We start from the raw sequence: 15,102 nt of genomic DNA, 5'->3' as shown, positions 1-15,102 counted from the left end.
GCGCTTGCCCGTCCCTCGTCGTCGTCAGTGGTCGTCGGATGTGCGTCCACGCATGGTAACGATGCCCGCTGAGGGGAAGTGCCGCGGTCCGGTCCACAAGATCGGGGGAGCGGAGGCCGCTGTCCCGTTTATGTGCCTATTAAGAGGAACACTTCCGAACCGTCCTGAGGGCTGGTCTTGTGCCGGATCAGGTCCGGTGTCCGCCCGCCCTTAATCGAGACGCTCGCGGTGGTCGGGGCCACGTACCCTGTTCTGTTGTGCCGAACGCCAACGATGACACCCGTGCCCTGAGTCAGGTGCCGCCCCGTGCGACGAGTGAGCCGCTGCGGGTCGCCCCTGTCGCCGACGACCTTGGCCGCCGCTTCCAGGAGGCCGGGTTCTCACTCGCCCTGGTCGGCGGCTCGGTCCGGGACGCGCTGCTCGGCCGGCTCGGCAACGATCTGGACTTCACGACCGACGCCCGCCCCGAGGACGTACTGAAGATCGTCCGGCCGTGGGCGGACTCCGTGTGGGACGTCGGTATCGCCTTCGGCACGATCGGTGCGCAGAAGGACGGCTTCCAGATCGAGGTCACCACCTACCGCTCGGAGGCCTACGACCGCACCTCGCGCAAGCCGGAGGTCTCGTACGGCGATTCCATCGACGAGGATCTCGTCCGGCGTGACTTCACCGTGAACGCGATGGCCGTCGCGCTGCCGGAGAAGAAGTTCATCGACCCGCACGGCGGTCGCGACGATCTCGCCGCCCAGGTGCTGCGTACGCCGGGCACCCCCGAGGAGTCCTTCTCGGACGACCCGCTGCGGATGATGAGGGCGGCGCGCTTCGCGGCCCAGCTCGACTTCCAGGTGGCACCGGAGGTCGTCACGGCGATGAAGGAGATGGCCGGGCGCCTGGAGATCGTCTCGGCGGAGCGGATCCGGGAGGAGCTGAACAAGCTGATCCTCTCCCCCTATCCGCGCAAGGGCCTGAGGCTGCTGGTCGACACCGGGCTCGCCGACCATGTGCTGCCGGAGCTGCCGGCCCTGCGGCTGGAGAGTGACGAGCACCACCGCCACAAGGACGTCTACGACCACACCTTGATCGTCCTGGAGCAGGCCATGGCGCTGGAGGAGGAAGGTCCCGACCTGACTCTCCGCCTGGCCGCGCTGCTCCACGACATCGGCAAGCCGAGGACCCGTCGCTTCGAGAAGGACGGCCGGGTCTCGTTCCACCACCACGAGGTGGTCGGCGCCAAGATGACCAAGAAGCGGATGACGGCGCTCAAGTACTCCAACGAACTCGTGAGGGACGTCGCGCGTCTGGTCGAGCTCCACCTCCGCTTCCACGGCTACGGCACCGGTGAGTGGACCGACTCGGCCGTCCGTCGCTATGTCCGGGACGCGGGGCCCCTTCTCGGCCGTCTCCACAAGCTGACTCGCTCGGACTGCACCACGCGGAACAAGCGCAAGGCGGCGGCGCTGTCACGGGCGTACGACGGCCTGGAGGAGCGAATCTCCCAACTCCAGGAGCAGGAGGAACTGGACGCCATCCGTCCCGACCTCGACGGCAACCAGATCATGGAGATCCTGGACGTCAAGCCGGGCCCCGCGGTCGGCCGCGCCTACAAGCACATGCTGGAGCTGCGCCTGGAGAACGGCCCGATGGGGCATGACGAGGCGGTCGCGGCGCTCAAGGAGTGGTGGGCCGGGCAGAGCTGAGGCACAGGAAACGGGCCGATGTTTCACGTGAAACATCGGCCCGTCACAAGATTTCCAGAAGTCGACGAGGGGCGATGTTTCACGTGAAACATCGCCCCTCGTCAGGTCCCAGGTTCTACTGGGCCGAGAGCTCCTCCAGGCAGAGCGTGAAGTCGTCGCTGCCACCGGTCTCGCTGTACTCGCTGTACTTGGTGCGATCGCACCCCTCCGACGTGCCGTCCTTCTTCTCGGCGACCTTGAACTCCGCCTTGGCGTCGCCGCAGTCGACGACTTCCAGGTCCGGGTCCGTGATGCTGTCCGGGTTGGAGATGCTCATGCAGTCGCCGACCGACGCGTTGTTGGCCCTGCGCGAAGGGGTTCTGGGGTTCTGGCCCTGAGTCTGCTGGCCCTGCGCGTACGGGTTGGGGGGTGGTCCCCTGAAAACTGGACGTGAGAAGCGCTGTAACTCCCGCGCATAAGACGCACGTAAGTTACAGCGCCGCACTGACAACTCGGCGGCCAGGAGGGCCTCTGTGTCTGTGATGTGACGCTTACTGGCGTCCAAAGCGGGCCATAGCTGCCGCGACCAGCCCGTATATCGCCGCCACCGTCAGGACCAGGGGGACAGAGCGGCCGTCCGGCGGCAGCATCAGGGCGGCGACTCCGGCGGCGGCGACGAAGGCGGCGTTGAACAGGACGTCGTAGAGCGAGAAGACCCGGCCCCGGAAGCCGTCGTCGACCGACGACTGCACGAGGGTGTCCGTGGAGATCTTCGCGCCCTGCGTGGTCAGGCCCAGGACGAAGGCGGCGACGAGCGTGGGCCCGGTGGCGAAGGGCAGGCCGAGCGCGGGCTCCAGGACGGCGGCGGAGGCCGCGCAGACGACGATCCAACGTCCGGGACCGAACCGTCCGGCGGCCCACGGGGTCAGCACCGCCGCCGCGAAGAAACCTGCGCCCGAAACGCCCACCGCCAGCCCCAGCAGGGCGAGTCCGTCGTCGGTGTTCGAGCTGAAGGCGTAGCGGCAGAGCATCAGCAACATGACCGTCAGAGCGCCGTAGCAGAACCGCATCAGCGTCATGGATGCCAGCGCCCAGGCGGCCTCACGCCGTGCGGGCGCGGCGAGATGGCCAAGGCCCGCCACGAGATCGCGTGTGGTGCCGGAGAGCGCTGCCCTCAGGCGAGGCCGCACCAGTGTGCGGTCGGGGCCCAGCAGTTCGCGTCCCATCCGCAGCGACGCCAGTGCCGAGCAGAGGTACAGCGCGGCGCCGACCAGCACCACGGCGGCGTCCGAGTCCGCGAGCACCAGCCGTACGACGAAGGCGAGGCCACCGCCGGCGGTCGCAGCGAGCGTCCCGGCCGTCGGGGAGAGGGAGTTGGCCATCACCAGGCGGTCCTCGTCGACGACCCGGGGCAGCGCCGCGGACAGGCCCGCGAGGACGAAGCGGTTGACGGCGGTGACGCACAGCGCGGAGACGTAGAAGAGCCAGTCCGGGACCTGGCTGATCATCAGGATCGCTGTCGCCGACGCCAGCAGGGCGCGCAGCAGGTTGCCGTACAGGAACACCTGGCGGCGGCGCCAGCGGTCCAACAGGACGCCGGCGAAGGGGCCCACCAGGGAGTACGGCAGGAGCAGTACCGCCATGGCTGAGGCGATCGCGGCGGGCGAGGTCTGCCGCTCCGGGGAGAAGACCACGTAGGTGGCGAGGCCGACCTGGTACACGCCGTCGGCGCCCTGGGAGAGCAGCCGTACCGCGAGCAGGCGCCGGAAGTTCCGGAAACGGAGCAGGACGCGTAGATCGCGTACGACGGCCATGGGCACAGCCTCACATACGGGGAGGGTCCCCGGGCACACTGCCTCGGGGACCCTCTGCCCGGAAAGGGTGAGCCTTAGCGCTCGACCTCGCCCTTGATGAACTTCTCGACGTTCTCGCGGGCCACGTCGTCGAAGAACTGCACCGGCGGGGACTTCATGAAGTAGCTCGACGCGGAGAGGATCGGGCCGCCGATGCCGCGGTCCTTGGCGATCTTCGCGGCGCGCAGTGCGTCGATGATGACACCGGCCGAGTTCGGGGAGTCCCAGACCTCGAGCTTGTACTCCAGGTTCAGCGGGACGTCACCGAAGGCACGGCCTTCCAGGCGGACGTACGCCCACTTGCGGTCGTCCAGCCAGGCGACGTAGTCGGACGGGCCGATGTGGACGTTCTTCTCGCCGAGGTCCCGGTCGGGGATCTGCGAGGTGACGGCCTGCGTCTTGGAGATCTTCTTGGACTCCAGGCGCTCACGCTCGAGCATGTTCTTGAAGTCCATGTTGCCGCCGACGTTCAGCTGCATCGTGCGGTCCAGGATGACGCCCCGGTCCTCGAACAGCTTCGCCATGACGCGGTGCGTGATGGTGGCGCCGACCTGGGACTTGATGTCGTCACCGACGATCGGCACGCCGGCCTCGGTGAACTTGTCCGCCCACTCCTTGGTGCCGGCGATGAAGACCGGGAGGGCGTTGACGAAGGCGACCTTGGCGTCGATGGCGCACTGGGCGTAGAACTTCGCCGCGTCCTCGGAGCCGACGGGCAGGTAGCAGACGAGGACGTCGACCTGCTTGTCCTTGAGGACCTGGACGACGTCGACCGGCTCCTCGGCGGACTCCTCGATGGTCTCGCGGTAGTACTTGCCGAGACCGTCCAGGGTGTGGCCGCGCTGGACGGTCACGCCCGTGCTGGGCACGTCGCAGATCTTGATGGTGTTGTTCTCGGAGGCGCCGATGGCGTCCGCGAGGTCGAGGCCGACCTTCTTCGCGTCGACATCGAACGCGGCGACGAACTCCACGTCACGGACGTGGTACTCGCCGAACTGGACGTGCATCAGGCCGGGGACCTTGGACGCCGGGTCGGCGTCCTTGTAGTACTCGACTCCCTGCACCAGCGACGCGGCGCAGTTGCCCACGCCGACGACGGCTACGCGAACCGAACCCATTCCGGTTGCTCCCTGTGTGTATTCGGTGAGGTCCTGACGGGGACCTCACGTGGCGGTGTCGTCGGGCGAATCCGGCCGGGAGGTGTCCCCGGGCCGGGGCAGGTCGCCCGACGTTCCAGATGTGGTGTCCTGCTGAGCGGACCCCCCGGTGGCCGAACCGTGAAGGTCCCGCCCGGCCCGCTCGCTCTCGATGAGCTCGTTCAGCCAGCGCACTTCGCGCTCCACGGACTCCATCCCATGGCGCTGGAGCTCAAGCGTGTAGTCGTCGAGGCGCTCCCGGGTGCGGGCGAGGGAGGCGCGCATCTTCTCCAGGCGCTCCTCCAGCCGGCTGCGGCGGCCCTCCAGTACGCGCATGCGTACGTCACGGGAGGTCTGGCCGAAGAAGGCGAACCGGGCGGCGAAGGTCTCGTCCTCGTACGCGTCCGGCCCCGTCTGGGCGAGCAGCTCCTCGAAGTGCTCCTTACCTTCCGCCGTCAACCGGTAGACGATCTTGGCGCGGCGTCCGGCGAGGGGAGCGGCGAGGGCATCCTCTGTGGTGTTCCCCGGCTCCTCGATCAACCAGCCGTTGGCGACCAGCGTCTTGAGGCAGGGGTAAAGCGTCCCGTAGCTGAACGCCCGGAACACACCCAGCGACGTGTTGAGCCGTTTGCGCAGCTCGTAGCCGTGCATCGGTGATTCGCGGAGCAGGCCGAGTACGGCGAATTCCAGGATCCCGGAACGCCGGCTCATGGTCGCCTCCTCTCTGCTGCGGTCGCGCCGTCACGGTCATTATGCCGAGCTGATGTATCGACTCGATACATCAGCACGATAGAACGCCTCCTGGAATGCGACAAGAGGGGGAATCGTGAACGGCGTCACATCACTGATTCGTAGGAAGCAACTTGCCTGTTTTGGGGTGAACTTCAGGACTAGGTGCGTTTTGGTGCTGCGTAGTCTGTGCGGCATGCACACCACCGGGAACCAAGTTGCGTCTGGGGGCGTCCTTGTCCCCGGTGCAGTACGGGTGAATGAGGGACCGACCACATCCGTACTTCGGGGGGACCGGAAACCAGCCGCCGTTTCCAGGCGCGCCAGGGTGCGCCTGCCCTAGGAGTAGTCGTTCGATGAGCGAGCACCGTCGCAAACCGCCGCAGCCGCAGGGAGGCGGACGTGCCGCGGCCCGACGCGGCCAGTCCGGTTCGTCCTCCGGCCGCCGTGCGGCACCGCGAGGCGCCACCGGGTCTCCTTCCGACACGTACGGGTCGGAGTCCTCTGGACCGGGAGGCGAGGAGCGGCCGTACGGCGGCCGCGCCGAGGCCCGGCGCGCGGCACAGAGGAGTGGTGGCAGTCGCCGCAGAGCAGCAGACCCCGGCCGGGGTGGCCGGCGCGCAGGCACGACCGGACCAGGTCGGGGACGCGCGGCTTCCGACAGGAAGCGGATCATCGACTATCCGCGTGCCGGCCAGGACGGCTGGCGCCGCTGGATGCCCTCGTGGAAACTCGCCTCCGGCCTGTGCCTGGGCTTCTTCGGCAGCATGATCGCCGTCGCGGGCATCGGTTACGCCATGGTGGGAGTGCCCAACGTCGCCGACACGGCCACGGCACAGAACAACGTCTACTACTGGGCCGACGGCTCCGAGATGGTGGCCACGGGCGGGGAGACGAACCGGCAGATCATCAATCTGGCGCAGATCCCCAAGAACATGCAGTACGCCGTCATCTCGCAGGAGAACAAGACCTTCCAGACGGACAAGGGCATCGACCCGAAGGGCATCGCCCGCGCGGTGTTCAACATGGCCCGGGGCGGCCAGACGCAGGGTGGCTCCACCATCACCCAGCAGTATGTCAAGAACGCCATGCTGGACGACCAGTCGCAGACGGCCACGCGTAAGTTCAAGGAGCTCTTCGTCTCCATCAAGGTGGGCGCCTCCCTCCCCAAGGACGAGATCATGGAGGGCTACCTCAACACCGCGTACTACGGCCGTAGCGCCTTCGGCATCCAGGCCGCGGCCCGGGCGTACTTCAACAAGGACGCCATCGATCTGGACGCGGGCGAGTGCGCGTTCCTGGCGGGCATGCTCAAGGGCGCCACGTACTACGACCCGGCCGGCGCCACGTCCATCGACCCTGCCGCCACGGAGGAGGCCAACAAGAGGCGGGCCCTGAGGCAGATGCAGGACACGCTGGACAAGATGGTCGAGTACGGCCACCTCGACGCCACGGAACGGGCCAAGCACACCAAGCTCCCCAAGGTCGAGAACCCCCGGGCCAACCGGGCGCTGAGCGGCCAGATCGGTTACCTGGTCGACCTCGCCAACGGCTACCTGGTCAACAACAGTGAGAAGACCGGCGTCACCGAGCGAAAGCTCCGCGAGGGCGGTCTCTCGATCAAGACGACCTTCGACAAGAAGAAGATCGACGCGCTCGAGAAGTCGGTGAAGAAGGTCCAGAAGGCCAACATCGATCCCAAGAAGCGCCCGAAGACCGACACGCACGTCCAGTTCGGTGGGGCTTCCGTGGATCCGGCGACCGGCGCCATCGTGGCCATCTACGGCGGTGAGGACGCGACCAAGCACTTCACCAACAACGCGAACGAGACCGGCGCCCAGGTCGGGTCGACGTTCAAGCCGTTCGTGCTCGCGGCGGCCATGAAGTGGGGCGTCCGCGATCCTGAGCTCGAAGCCACCCAGCCCCAGGACGAACGCACCGTCGTCTCCTCCAAGAGCCTCTACAGCGGCAAGAACAAGCTCAAGATCAACAACTACGATGGGACGGTCTGGCACGACGACAAGGGCAAGGAGTGGCTGCAGGTCAACGACGGTGACCAGACCTACGGCGACGCACCGAAGTACAAGATCGACCTCCGCGAGGCGATGCAGCACTCGGTGAACTCGGCCTACGTTCAGCTCGGCATGGACGTGGGCCTGGACAAGGTGGCGGAGGCGGCCACCGATGCGGGCATCCTCAAGGACAGCCTGGCGGGCATGGACTACCCGTCGTTCTCCCTGGGTGTCTCCGACCCCAGCGCGATCCGCATGGCGGGCTCGTACGCCACCTTTGCCGCCAGCGGCAAGCAGCGCGACCCCTACTCGGTTGAGAAGGTCACCAACAAGGACGGCACGCTCTACGAGCACGAGACGACGGACAAAGAGGCCTTCACGACCAAGGTCGCCGACAACGTCACCGACGTGCTGAAGACCGTGGTCGAGGACGGAACGGGCACCAACGCCCAGCTCGCGGGCCGCGAGGTGGCAGGCAAGACCGGTACGACCGACGGCAACAAGTCGGCCTGGTTCGTCGGCTACACGCCGCAGCTGTCGACCGCGATCAGCATGTTCCGCTACCCCGACGACGAGAACATCAAGAACCGTACGTTCCTGGAGATGTACGGAACGGGTAACCAGAAGTCGATTCACGGTGCCTCGTTCCCGTCCGAGATCTGGCACGACTACATGGAGCTGGCGCTCAAGGGCAAGCCGGTCGTGAAGTTCCCCGTTCCCGAGCCCATTGGTGAGGTGCTCAACGAGGACCCGATCCCGACGCCGACTCCCTCGGTCACCGAGACCGAGGAGGAGAGCCCGTCGCCCACCCCGACGCCCACGGAGTCCGAGGTCCTTCCCTCGCCCTCGGTGACCGAGACCTGCCCTCCCTTCGACTGGGACTGCGAGGAGACCGGTGACACCGGGCCCGGCGGGACGGACGCGGGTGGTACCGACGGTGGTGTGACGACGTCGCCCTCACCCAGTGAGACGGATGAGGACGGCGGTAACAACAACGGTGGCGGTAACAACAACGGCGGCCAGGGCGGGCTCTTCGGAGGCCCGGACGAGTAGCCGACGTATCGCCCATCGTGGGTGTTTCACGTGAAACCGGATCGTTGTTTCACGTGAAACGAGGGCCGCCGCACCTGACAGGTGCGGCGGCCCTCGTCGTATTCCCGGACACGTACGGCAGGATGTGCCCCATGCCCAGTGCACAGACGACGCAAGCGAGCGAGCGCGAGCCCGAACCGGTGCGGCCCACCAGGGTCGACGAGGTCGCCGCGCGTGGCAGCGAGCTGATCGGCGGTCCCCTCGGCCGGCGCGCCCTGCTCGGGACGTCCTGGTGGACCCCGGCGCGCGTGATCGTGCTCGTGGCGATCGGGGTCTTCGCCCTCGGACTGGCCCAGAAGGCACCCTGCTACAACGGTGCCTGGTTCTTCGGCGCCAGTTCGCAGTACACGCACGCGTGCTACTCGGACATCCCGCACCTCTACAGCGGGCGCGGCTTCTCCGAAGGGCTCGTGCCGTATTTCGACAGGCTCCCGGGCGACATGGAGTACCTTGAGTACCCGGTGCTGACCGGCGTGTTCATGGAGGTGGCCGCCTGGATCACGCCCGGCAGCGGAAGCCTCCAGGACCAGCAGCAGTGGTACTGGATGGTCAACACCGGGATGCTGATGGTCTGCGTGGCCGTCATCGCCGTCTGTGTGACCCGGACGCACGCGCGGCGACCCTGGGACGGTCTGCTGGTCGCCCTGGCGCCCGCCTTCGCCCTGACCGCCACCATCAACTGGGACCTGCTGGCGGTCGCTCTGACGGCCGCGGCGATGCTGATGTGGGCACGGGGCCGTTCCGTCGCCTTCGGCGTGCTCCTGGGCCTCGCCACGGCCGCCAAGCTCTACCCGCTCTTCTTGCTGGGGCCGCTGTTCGTGCTGTGCTGGCGCGCGGGCAAGTGGCGGGACTTCGGCAAGGCGCTGGCGGGCGCGGGCGTCGCCTGGCTGGTCGTGAACCTGCCGGTGATGCTCTTCGCCTTCGAGGGCTGGTCGAAGTTCTACACGTTCAGCCAGGAGCGCGGCGTCGACTTCGGATCCTTCTGGCTGATCCTGGTCCAGAACTCCAGCGATCCGCTCAGCACCGAGACGGTCAACACGCTCGCCACGCTGCTGATGCTGCTGTGCTGCGTGGGCGTCGCGGCACTCGCCCTCACCGCGCCGCGCCGTCCGCGCTTCGCCCAGCTGGCCTTCCTGATCGTCGCGGCGTTCATCCTCACCAACAAGGTCTACTCACCGCAGTACGTCCTGTGGCTGGTCCCGCTGGCCGCGCTGGCCCGGCCGAAGTGGCGGGACTTCCTGATCTGGCAGGCGTGCGAAGTGGCGTACTTCCTGGGGATCTGGATGTACCTGGCGTACACGACCAGCGGAGACGCCCACAAGGGACTGCCGACCGACGGCTACCACTGGGCGATCGGTGTGCACCTGCTGGGGACCCTGTACCTTTGCGCCCTCGTTGTGCGAGACATCCTCATGCCGGACCGGGACGTGGTGCGCCGCAACGGTGAGGACGACCCCTCCGGAGGCGTGCTCGACCGGGCGGACGACGTGTTCGTCCTCGGGGCCGCGGCCCATCCACCGCGGCACGCTGCCCAGTTCGAGGGGCCTCAGGTGGAGTGGGGCAAGGGCAAGGCGACCGGCAGTTCGCTCTGAGCGAACAGACCTTCGGATGGTCCTGGGCACACGGGGTCGGCCAGTCGCAGCCCCGAGGCAGGCAACGAGGAAGGCCGTACACGGTGTCTCCGTGTACGGCCTTTCGGGCTGTCGGGGGAGGTGCCAGCCGGTCAGCGGTCGACGATGCGGTCGAACTGCGTGGTGGTGTGCCGCAGATGGGCCACCAGCTCGTCACCGACCTTCGGCTCCGGGGCGTCCGACGGCACGAACAGGATGGACACCTGCATGTGCGGGGGTTCGGCGAACCAGCGCTGCTTGCCGCCCCAGACGAACGGCGAGAGGTTCCGGTTCACCGTGGCGAGGCCGGCGCGCGCGACGCCCTTGGCGCGCGGCATGACGCCGTGCAGAGCCTTGGGGGCCTCCAGGCCCACCCCGTGCGACGTACCGCCCGCCACGACCACCAGGAAGCCGTCCGAGGCCGCCTTCTGCTGCCGGTAGCCGAAACGGTCGCCCTTGGAGACGCGGGTGACGTCCAGGACCGCGCCGCGGTACTCGGTGGCGTCGTGATCGCCCAGCCACAGCCGGGTGCCGATACGGGCGCGGAAACGGGTCTGCGGGAACTGCTGCCGCAGCCGGACGAGTTCCTCGGCCTTGAGGTGGCTGACGAACATCGTGTGCAGCGGAAGCCGGGCGGCGCGCAGCCGGTCCATCCAGCCGATGACCTCCTCGACGGCGTCCGAGCCGTCGGTGCGGTCCAGCGGCAGGTGGATGGCGAAACCCTCCAGCCGCACGTTCTCGATGGCGGAGTGCAGTTGCGCCAGGTCCTGTTCGCTGATGCCGTGACGCTTCATCGAGGACATCACCTCGATGACCACGCGGGCACCCACGAGGCCGTACACGCCGTCGATCGACGAGACCGAGCGGATGACGCGGTCGGGCAGCGGCACGGGCTCCTCGCCCCGGCGGTACGGCGTCAGCACCAGCAGGTCGCCGCCGAACCAGTCCTTGATGCGCGCGGCTTCGTACGTCGTGCCGACGGCGAGGACGTCCGAGCCCAGACGTGTGGCCTCCTCCGCCAGGCGTTCGTGTCCGAAGCCGTAGCCGTTGCCCTTGCAGACCGGGACGAGACCCGGGAACTGCTCCTGCACGTGCTTGTGATGCGCCCGCCAGCGCGCGGTGTCGACGTAGAGCGTGAGCGCCATGGCCGGACCTGGAACCTTTCTCGTGGCTGCGGTGTATCAGAGGTGTGGAAGCGATCGGAGCTGTCGAGTCGAACGGCCGGGGCCGCCGGTGCCGCTCAGCGGCGCGACATGTAGATGTCGAGCGCCTTGTGGAGCAGCTTGTTCAGCGGGAAGTCCCACTCGCCGAGGTACTCGGCGGCCTGTCCGCCGGTGCCTACCTTGAACTGGATCAGGCCGAAGAGGTGGTCCGACTCGTCCAGCGAGTCGGAGATGCCGCGCAGGTCGTAGACGGTGGCCCCGAGCGCGTAGGCGTCGCGCAGCATCCGCCACTGCATCGCGTTCGAGGGCCGGACCTCACGGCCGATGTTGTCCGAGGCGCCGTAGGAGTACCAGACGTGCCCACCCACGATCAGCATCGTCGCCGCGGAGAGGTTCACGCCGTTGTGGCGGGCGAAGTACAACCGCATGCGGTTGGGGTCCTCGCTGTTGAGGGCCGTCCACATGCGCTCGAAGTACGCCAGCGGGCGGGGCCGGAAGTGGTCGCGCACGGCCGTGATCTCGTACAGCCGCTGCCACTCCTGCAGGTCCTGGTAACCGCCCTGGACGACCTCGACGCCGGCCTTCTCGGCCTTCTTGATGTTGCGGCGCCACAGCTGGTTGAAGTCCTTGTGGACCTCTTCCAGCGAGCGGTTCGCCAGCGGCACCTGGAAGACATAGCGGGGTTGTACGTCCCCGAAGCCGGCGCCCCCGTCCTCGCCCTGCTGCCAGCCCATCCGACGGAGCTTGTCGGCGACCTCGAAGGCGCGCGGCTCGATGAAGTCGGCCTCGATGTCCCGCAGGCGCTTCACGTCCGGGTCCTGGATGCCCCTCTTGATGGACGTGGCCTCCCAGCGGCGGATGATCACCGGCGGGCCCATCTTCACGGAGAAGGCGCCCTGCTGCTTGAGGTGGGCCAGCATCGGCTGGATCCAGTCGTCCAGATTCGGCGTGAACCAGTTGATGACCGGGCCCTCGGGAAGATAGGCGAGGTAGCGCTTGATCTTGGGCAACTGGCGGTAGAGGACCAGACCCGCGCCGACCAGCTCGCCGGTCCGCTCGTCGAACCAGCCGAGGTTCTCGGAGCGCCACTCCGCCTTGACGTCAGCCCAGGCCGGGACCTGCATGTGGCTAGCCGACGGCAGGCTCTGGATATAGGCCAGATGCTGCTCTCGACTGATGGTCCTCAGGGTCAGGCTCATTCGGGGCGCTCCTCGGGCTGGTGTGTCCCCATGGGTTCAGGGGCTCCGGCTCTCGCGCCGAAGCCTACTGCGCCCCACGAGCGCCCTCACTGGGCGTGCTGATCCTTGGCCTCGGCCTGTCGTGGCCGCGGCGGCGAGCGCCGGGCCCCGAAGGGCTCGGCGAGGTGTCGGACAAGAGTGCCCGGGAGTGTCAGAACAGCCCGCCGAACAGCCCACCGTGGGCCATGCCCAGGAAGAAGCCGATGGCGGAGGCGCCGAGACCCAGCACCAGTCCGAAGCGTTCGCGGGTCGTCTCCGAGATCCACTGGCCGTACGCCCCGGTGAAGAGCCCCAGCAGGCCGGCCCAGGAGCTGATCAGATGAAGGCTGTGGAACATCGCCGTGATGAACGAGACCACTCCGAGAAGGAGGGTCACCGCGAGCAGCGCGTGCTGGACGGGATGGGGCCGGCCGTCCGTGGCGAGAAGGGATCCGGCGGTGTTGGGTCGCAATGCCTGTGCCATGGGGCACCTCCTGCGGAAAACGGCGCATCGTAGCGCCATACACACCCGACGTGTACAGATTGACGGCCACCACGGCCGGATTTCAACCGGAAGCCGCTGTGCGGGTACTCTGTACCGTCTGCACCGGTGTCTGCCCAGGCCATGACAGGAGCCCCGACAAGGGGATCCGATTGTCAGTGGTGGCCGATACCGTTGCGTACGCGTCACAACGCATCACAACCCTCCTGCCACGGAACGACCGTGGCCGTTGAGTCCAAAGGAGGTGGGTTCCACATGCGTCACTACGAGGTGATGGTCATCCTCGACCCCGATCTCGAGGAGCGTTCTGTCTCCCCGCTGATCGAGAACTTCCTTTCTGTCGTCCGTGACGGCGGCGGAAAGGTCGAGAAGGTCGACACCTGGGGCCGTCGTCGTCTCTCGTACGAGATCAAGAAGAAGCCTGAGGGCATCTACTCGGTCATCGACCTGCAGGCCGAGCCTGCGGTCGTGAAGGAGCTCGACCGCCAGATGAACCTGAACGAGTCGGTCCTCCGGACCAAGGTCCTCCGCCCCGAGACCCACTGAGCTTTCGCTCAGCTGATCCCGGGATTCGAGTAGCACCACCAGCAGCCAGCAGCAAACCCGCCGAGAGGTTCCCCCATGGCAGGCGAGACCGTCATCACGGTCATCGGCAATCTTGTCGACGACCCCGAGCTGCGCTTCACCCCTTCCGGTGCGGCGGTCGCGAAGTTCCGTGTCGCGTCCACGCCCCGGACCTTCGACCGTCAGACCAACGAGTGGAAGGACGGCGAGAGCCTGTTCCTGACCTGCTCGGTCTGGCGTCAGGCGGCGGAGAACGTCGCCGAGTCGCTCCAGCGAGGCATGCGCGTCGTCGTGCAGGGCCGGCTGAAGCAGCGGTCCTACGAGGACCGTGAGGGAGTCAAGCGCACGGTCTACGAGCTGGACGTCGAGGAAGTCGGCCCCAGCCTGCGCAACGCCACGGCCAAGGTCACCAAGACCGCAGGCCGAGGTGGCCAGGGCGGGTACGGCGGCGGTGGCGGTGGCGGCCAGCAGGGTGGCGGCGGCTGGGGCGGCGGCCCCGGTGGCGGTCAGCAGGCCGGCGGCGCTCCCGCCGACGACCCCTGGGCGACCGGCGCTCCCGCCGGTGGCAACCAGAGTGGCGGCGGCGGTGGCGGCGGCTGGGGCGGTGGCTCCGGCAGCAGCGGTGGCGGCTACTCGGACGAGCCCCCCTTCTAGGCCTCACGGCCGAGGGTGGCCCACCCACACTTCTTGATCACACAGGAGAATCACCATGGCGAAGCCGCCTGTGCGCAAGCCGAAGAAGAAGGTCTGCGCTTTCTGCAAGGACAAGGTCACGTACGTGGACTACAAGGACACGAACATGCTGCGGAAGTTCATTTCCGACCGCGGCAAGATCCGTGCCCGCCGCGTGACCGGCAACTGCACGCAGCACCAGCGTGACGTCGCCACGGCCGTGAAGAACAGCCGTGAGATGGCGCTGCTGCCCTACACGTCCACCGCGCGATAAGGGAGGGTGACCTACTAATGAAGATCATCCTTACCCACGAGGTCTCCGGCCTCGGTGCCGCGGGCGACGTCGTCGACGTCAAGGACGGTTACGCTCGCAACTACCTGATCCCGCGGAAGTTCGCTATCCGCTGGACCAAGGGTGGCGAGAAGGACGTCGAGCAGATCCGTCGTGCTCGCAAGATCCACGAGATCCAGACCATCGAGCAGGCCAATCAGGTGAAGGCCCAGCTCGAGGGCGTCAAGGTCCGCCTGGCCGTTCGCTCCGGCGACGCCGGTCGTCTCTTCGGTTCTGTCACCCCGGCCGACGTCGCCTCGGCGATCAAGGCTGCCGGTGGCCCCGAGGTCGACAAGCGCCGCATCGAGCTTGGTTCGCCGATCAAGACGCTGGGCGCCCACGAGACGTCCGTGCGTCTGCACCCCGAGGTTGCCGCCAAGGTCAACATCGAGGTCATCGCTGCCTGAGTGCTGCGCTCGCTGAAGCAGTGAGTGGGGCCGCACCCTTCGGGCGAGGCGCTTGACCGCCGCCGCCACCCGCTCGTCCGAGGCCGTCAGGGCCACACGCACGAAGTTCTCGCCCGCGCGGCCGTAGAAGTCGCCCGG

14 protein-coding genes are annotated in these 15,102 nt (G+C 67.6%); 7 read left to right on the top strand and 7 right to left on the bottom strand.

Annotated features, from left to right (window positions below; translation table 11 throughout):
- Window positions 1-257 precede the first annotated feature (257 nt).
- Entirely contained in the window at window positions 258-1,697 is a 1,440-nt protein-coding gene (locus AB0O67_RS13915) for a CCA tRNA nucleotidyltransferase (protein ID WP_365449552.1), read from the top strand.
- A gap of 115 nt (window positions 1,698-1,812) precedes the next feature.
- Here the strand turns inward: AB0O67_RS13915 and AB0O67_RS13910 are convergent, their stop codons facing one another.
- The 4 genes from AB0O67_RS13910 to AB0O67_RS13895 all read right to left on the bottom strand — a co-directional run bounded on the left by AB0O67_RS13910 (window position 1,813) and on the right by AB0O67_RS13895 (window position 5,376).
- Complete coding sequence (locus AB0O67_RS13910) at window positions 1,813-2,013, bottom strand: hypothetical protein (protein WP_365449550.1); 201 nt, start codon at window positions 2,011-2,013, stop codon at window positions 1,813-1,815.
- A 214-nt stretch (window positions 2,014-2,227) separates the two neighbouring features.
- Complete coding sequence (locus AB0O67_RS13905) at window positions 2,228-3,490, bottom strand: MFS transporter (RefSeq protein ID WP_365449548.1); 1,263 nt, start codon at window positions 3,488-3,490, stop codon at window positions 2,228-2,230.
- A gap of 74 nt (window positions 3,491-3,564) precedes the next feature.
- Window positions 3,565-4,647, bottom strand: coding sequence for an inositol-3-phosphate synthase (locus AB0O67_RS13900; protein ID WP_365449546.1), 1,083 nt, complete (start codon window positions 4,645-4,647; stop codon window positions 3,565-3,567).
- A gap of 45 nt (window positions 4,648-4,692) precedes the next feature.
- Entirely contained in the window at window positions 4,693-5,376 is a 684-nt protein-coding gene (locus AB0O67_RS13895; protein ID WP_365449544.1) for a helix-turn-helix transcriptional regulator, read from the bottom strand.
- Window positions 5,377-5,750: 374 nt separating this feature from the next.
- On the opposite strand from AB0O67_RS13895, the gene AB0O67_RS13890 reads away from it, so the two are divergent.
- Window positions 5,751-8,459: a transglycosylase domain-containing protein gene (locus tag AB0O67_RS13890; protein ID WP_365449542.1), complete on the top strand. Its 2,709-nt coding sequence runs from the start codon at window positions 5,751-5,753 to the stop codon at window positions 8,457-8,459.
- Window positions 8,460-8,581: 122 nt separating this feature from the next.
- On the top strand, window positions 8,582-10,090 hold the full coding sequence (locus tag AB0O67_RS13885) for a glycosyltransferase 87 family protein (protein WP_365449611.1): 1,509 nt from the start codon (window positions 8,582-8,584) through the stop codon (window positions 10,088-10,090).
- 131 nt (window positions 10,091-10,221) lie between these two features.
- Here AB0O67_RS13885 and AB0O67_RS13880 read toward each other — a convergent pair whose 3' ends face one another.
- The 3 genes from AB0O67_RS13880 to AB0O67_RS13870 form a co-directional block, all read right to left on the bottom strand.
- The gene (locus AB0O67_RS13880) at window positions 10,222-11,253 is read right to left on the bottom strand and encodes an alanine racemase (RefSeq protein ID WP_365449540.1); all 1,032 of its coding nucleotides are present in this window, start codon (window positions 11,251-11,253) and stop codon (window positions 10,222-10,224) included.
- Between the two features lie 95 nt (window positions 11,254-11,348).
- Window positions 11,349-12,470, bottom strand: coding sequence for a peptidoglycan bridge formation glycyltransferase FemX (gene femX, locus AB0O67_RS13875; protein ID WP_365449538.1), 1,122 nt, complete (start codon window positions 12,468-12,470; stop codon window positions 11,349-11,351).
- Window positions 12,471-12,660: 190 nt separating this feature from the next.
- A complete protein-coding gene (locus tag AB0O67_RS13870) occupies window positions 12,661-12,972 on the bottom strand; it encodes a hypothetical protein (RefSeq protein ID WP_365449536.1) in 312 nt (103 codons plus the stop codon).
- Window positions 12,973-13,245: 273 nt separating this feature from the next.
- On the opposite strand from AB0O67_RS13870, the gene rpsF reads away from it, so the two are divergent.
- The 4 genes from rpsF to rplI all read left to right on the top strand — a co-directional run bounded on the left by rpsF (window position 13,246) and on the right by rplI (window position 14,964).
- On the top strand, window positions 13,246-13,536 hold the full coding sequence (rpsF, locus tag AB0O67_RS13865) for a 30S ribosomal protein S6 (RefSeq protein WP_019324683.1): 291 nt from the start codon (window positions 13,246-13,248) through the stop codon (window positions 13,534-13,536).
- A 75-nt stretch (window positions 13,537-13,611) separates the two neighbouring features.
- Window positions 13,612-14,208 (top strand): single-stranded DNA-binding protein, encoded by a 597-nt coding sequence (locus tag AB0O67_RS13860; protein ID WP_365449534.1) that lies wholly within the window; start codon window positions 13,612-13,614, stop codon window positions 14,206-14,208.
- A gap of 55 nt (window positions 14,209-14,263) precedes the next feature.
- Window positions 14,264-14,500 (top strand): 30S ribosomal protein S18, encoded by a 237-nt coding sequence (rpsR, locus tag AB0O67_RS13855; RefSeq protein ID WP_003949403.1) that lies wholly within the window; start codon window positions 14,264-14,266, stop codon window positions 14,498-14,500.
- 17 nt (window positions 14,501-14,517) lie between these two features.
- Entirely contained in the window at window positions 14,518-14,964 is a 447-nt protein-coding gene (rplI, locus tag AB0O67_RS13850; RefSeq protein ID WP_365449532.1) for a 50S ribosomal protein L9, read from the top strand.
- The last annotated feature ends 138 nt before the right edge of the window (window positions 14,965-15,102 follow it).

It is taken from the genome of Streptomyces sp. NPDC086077 (assembly GCF_040686175.1).
GTDB lineage: Bacteria > Actinomycetota > Actinomycetes > Streptomycetales > Streptomycetaceae > Streptomyces.
The sequence above is the reverse complement of the archived record's forward strand: the minus strand, read 5'-3'. Positions and strand labels throughout refer to the sequence as shown.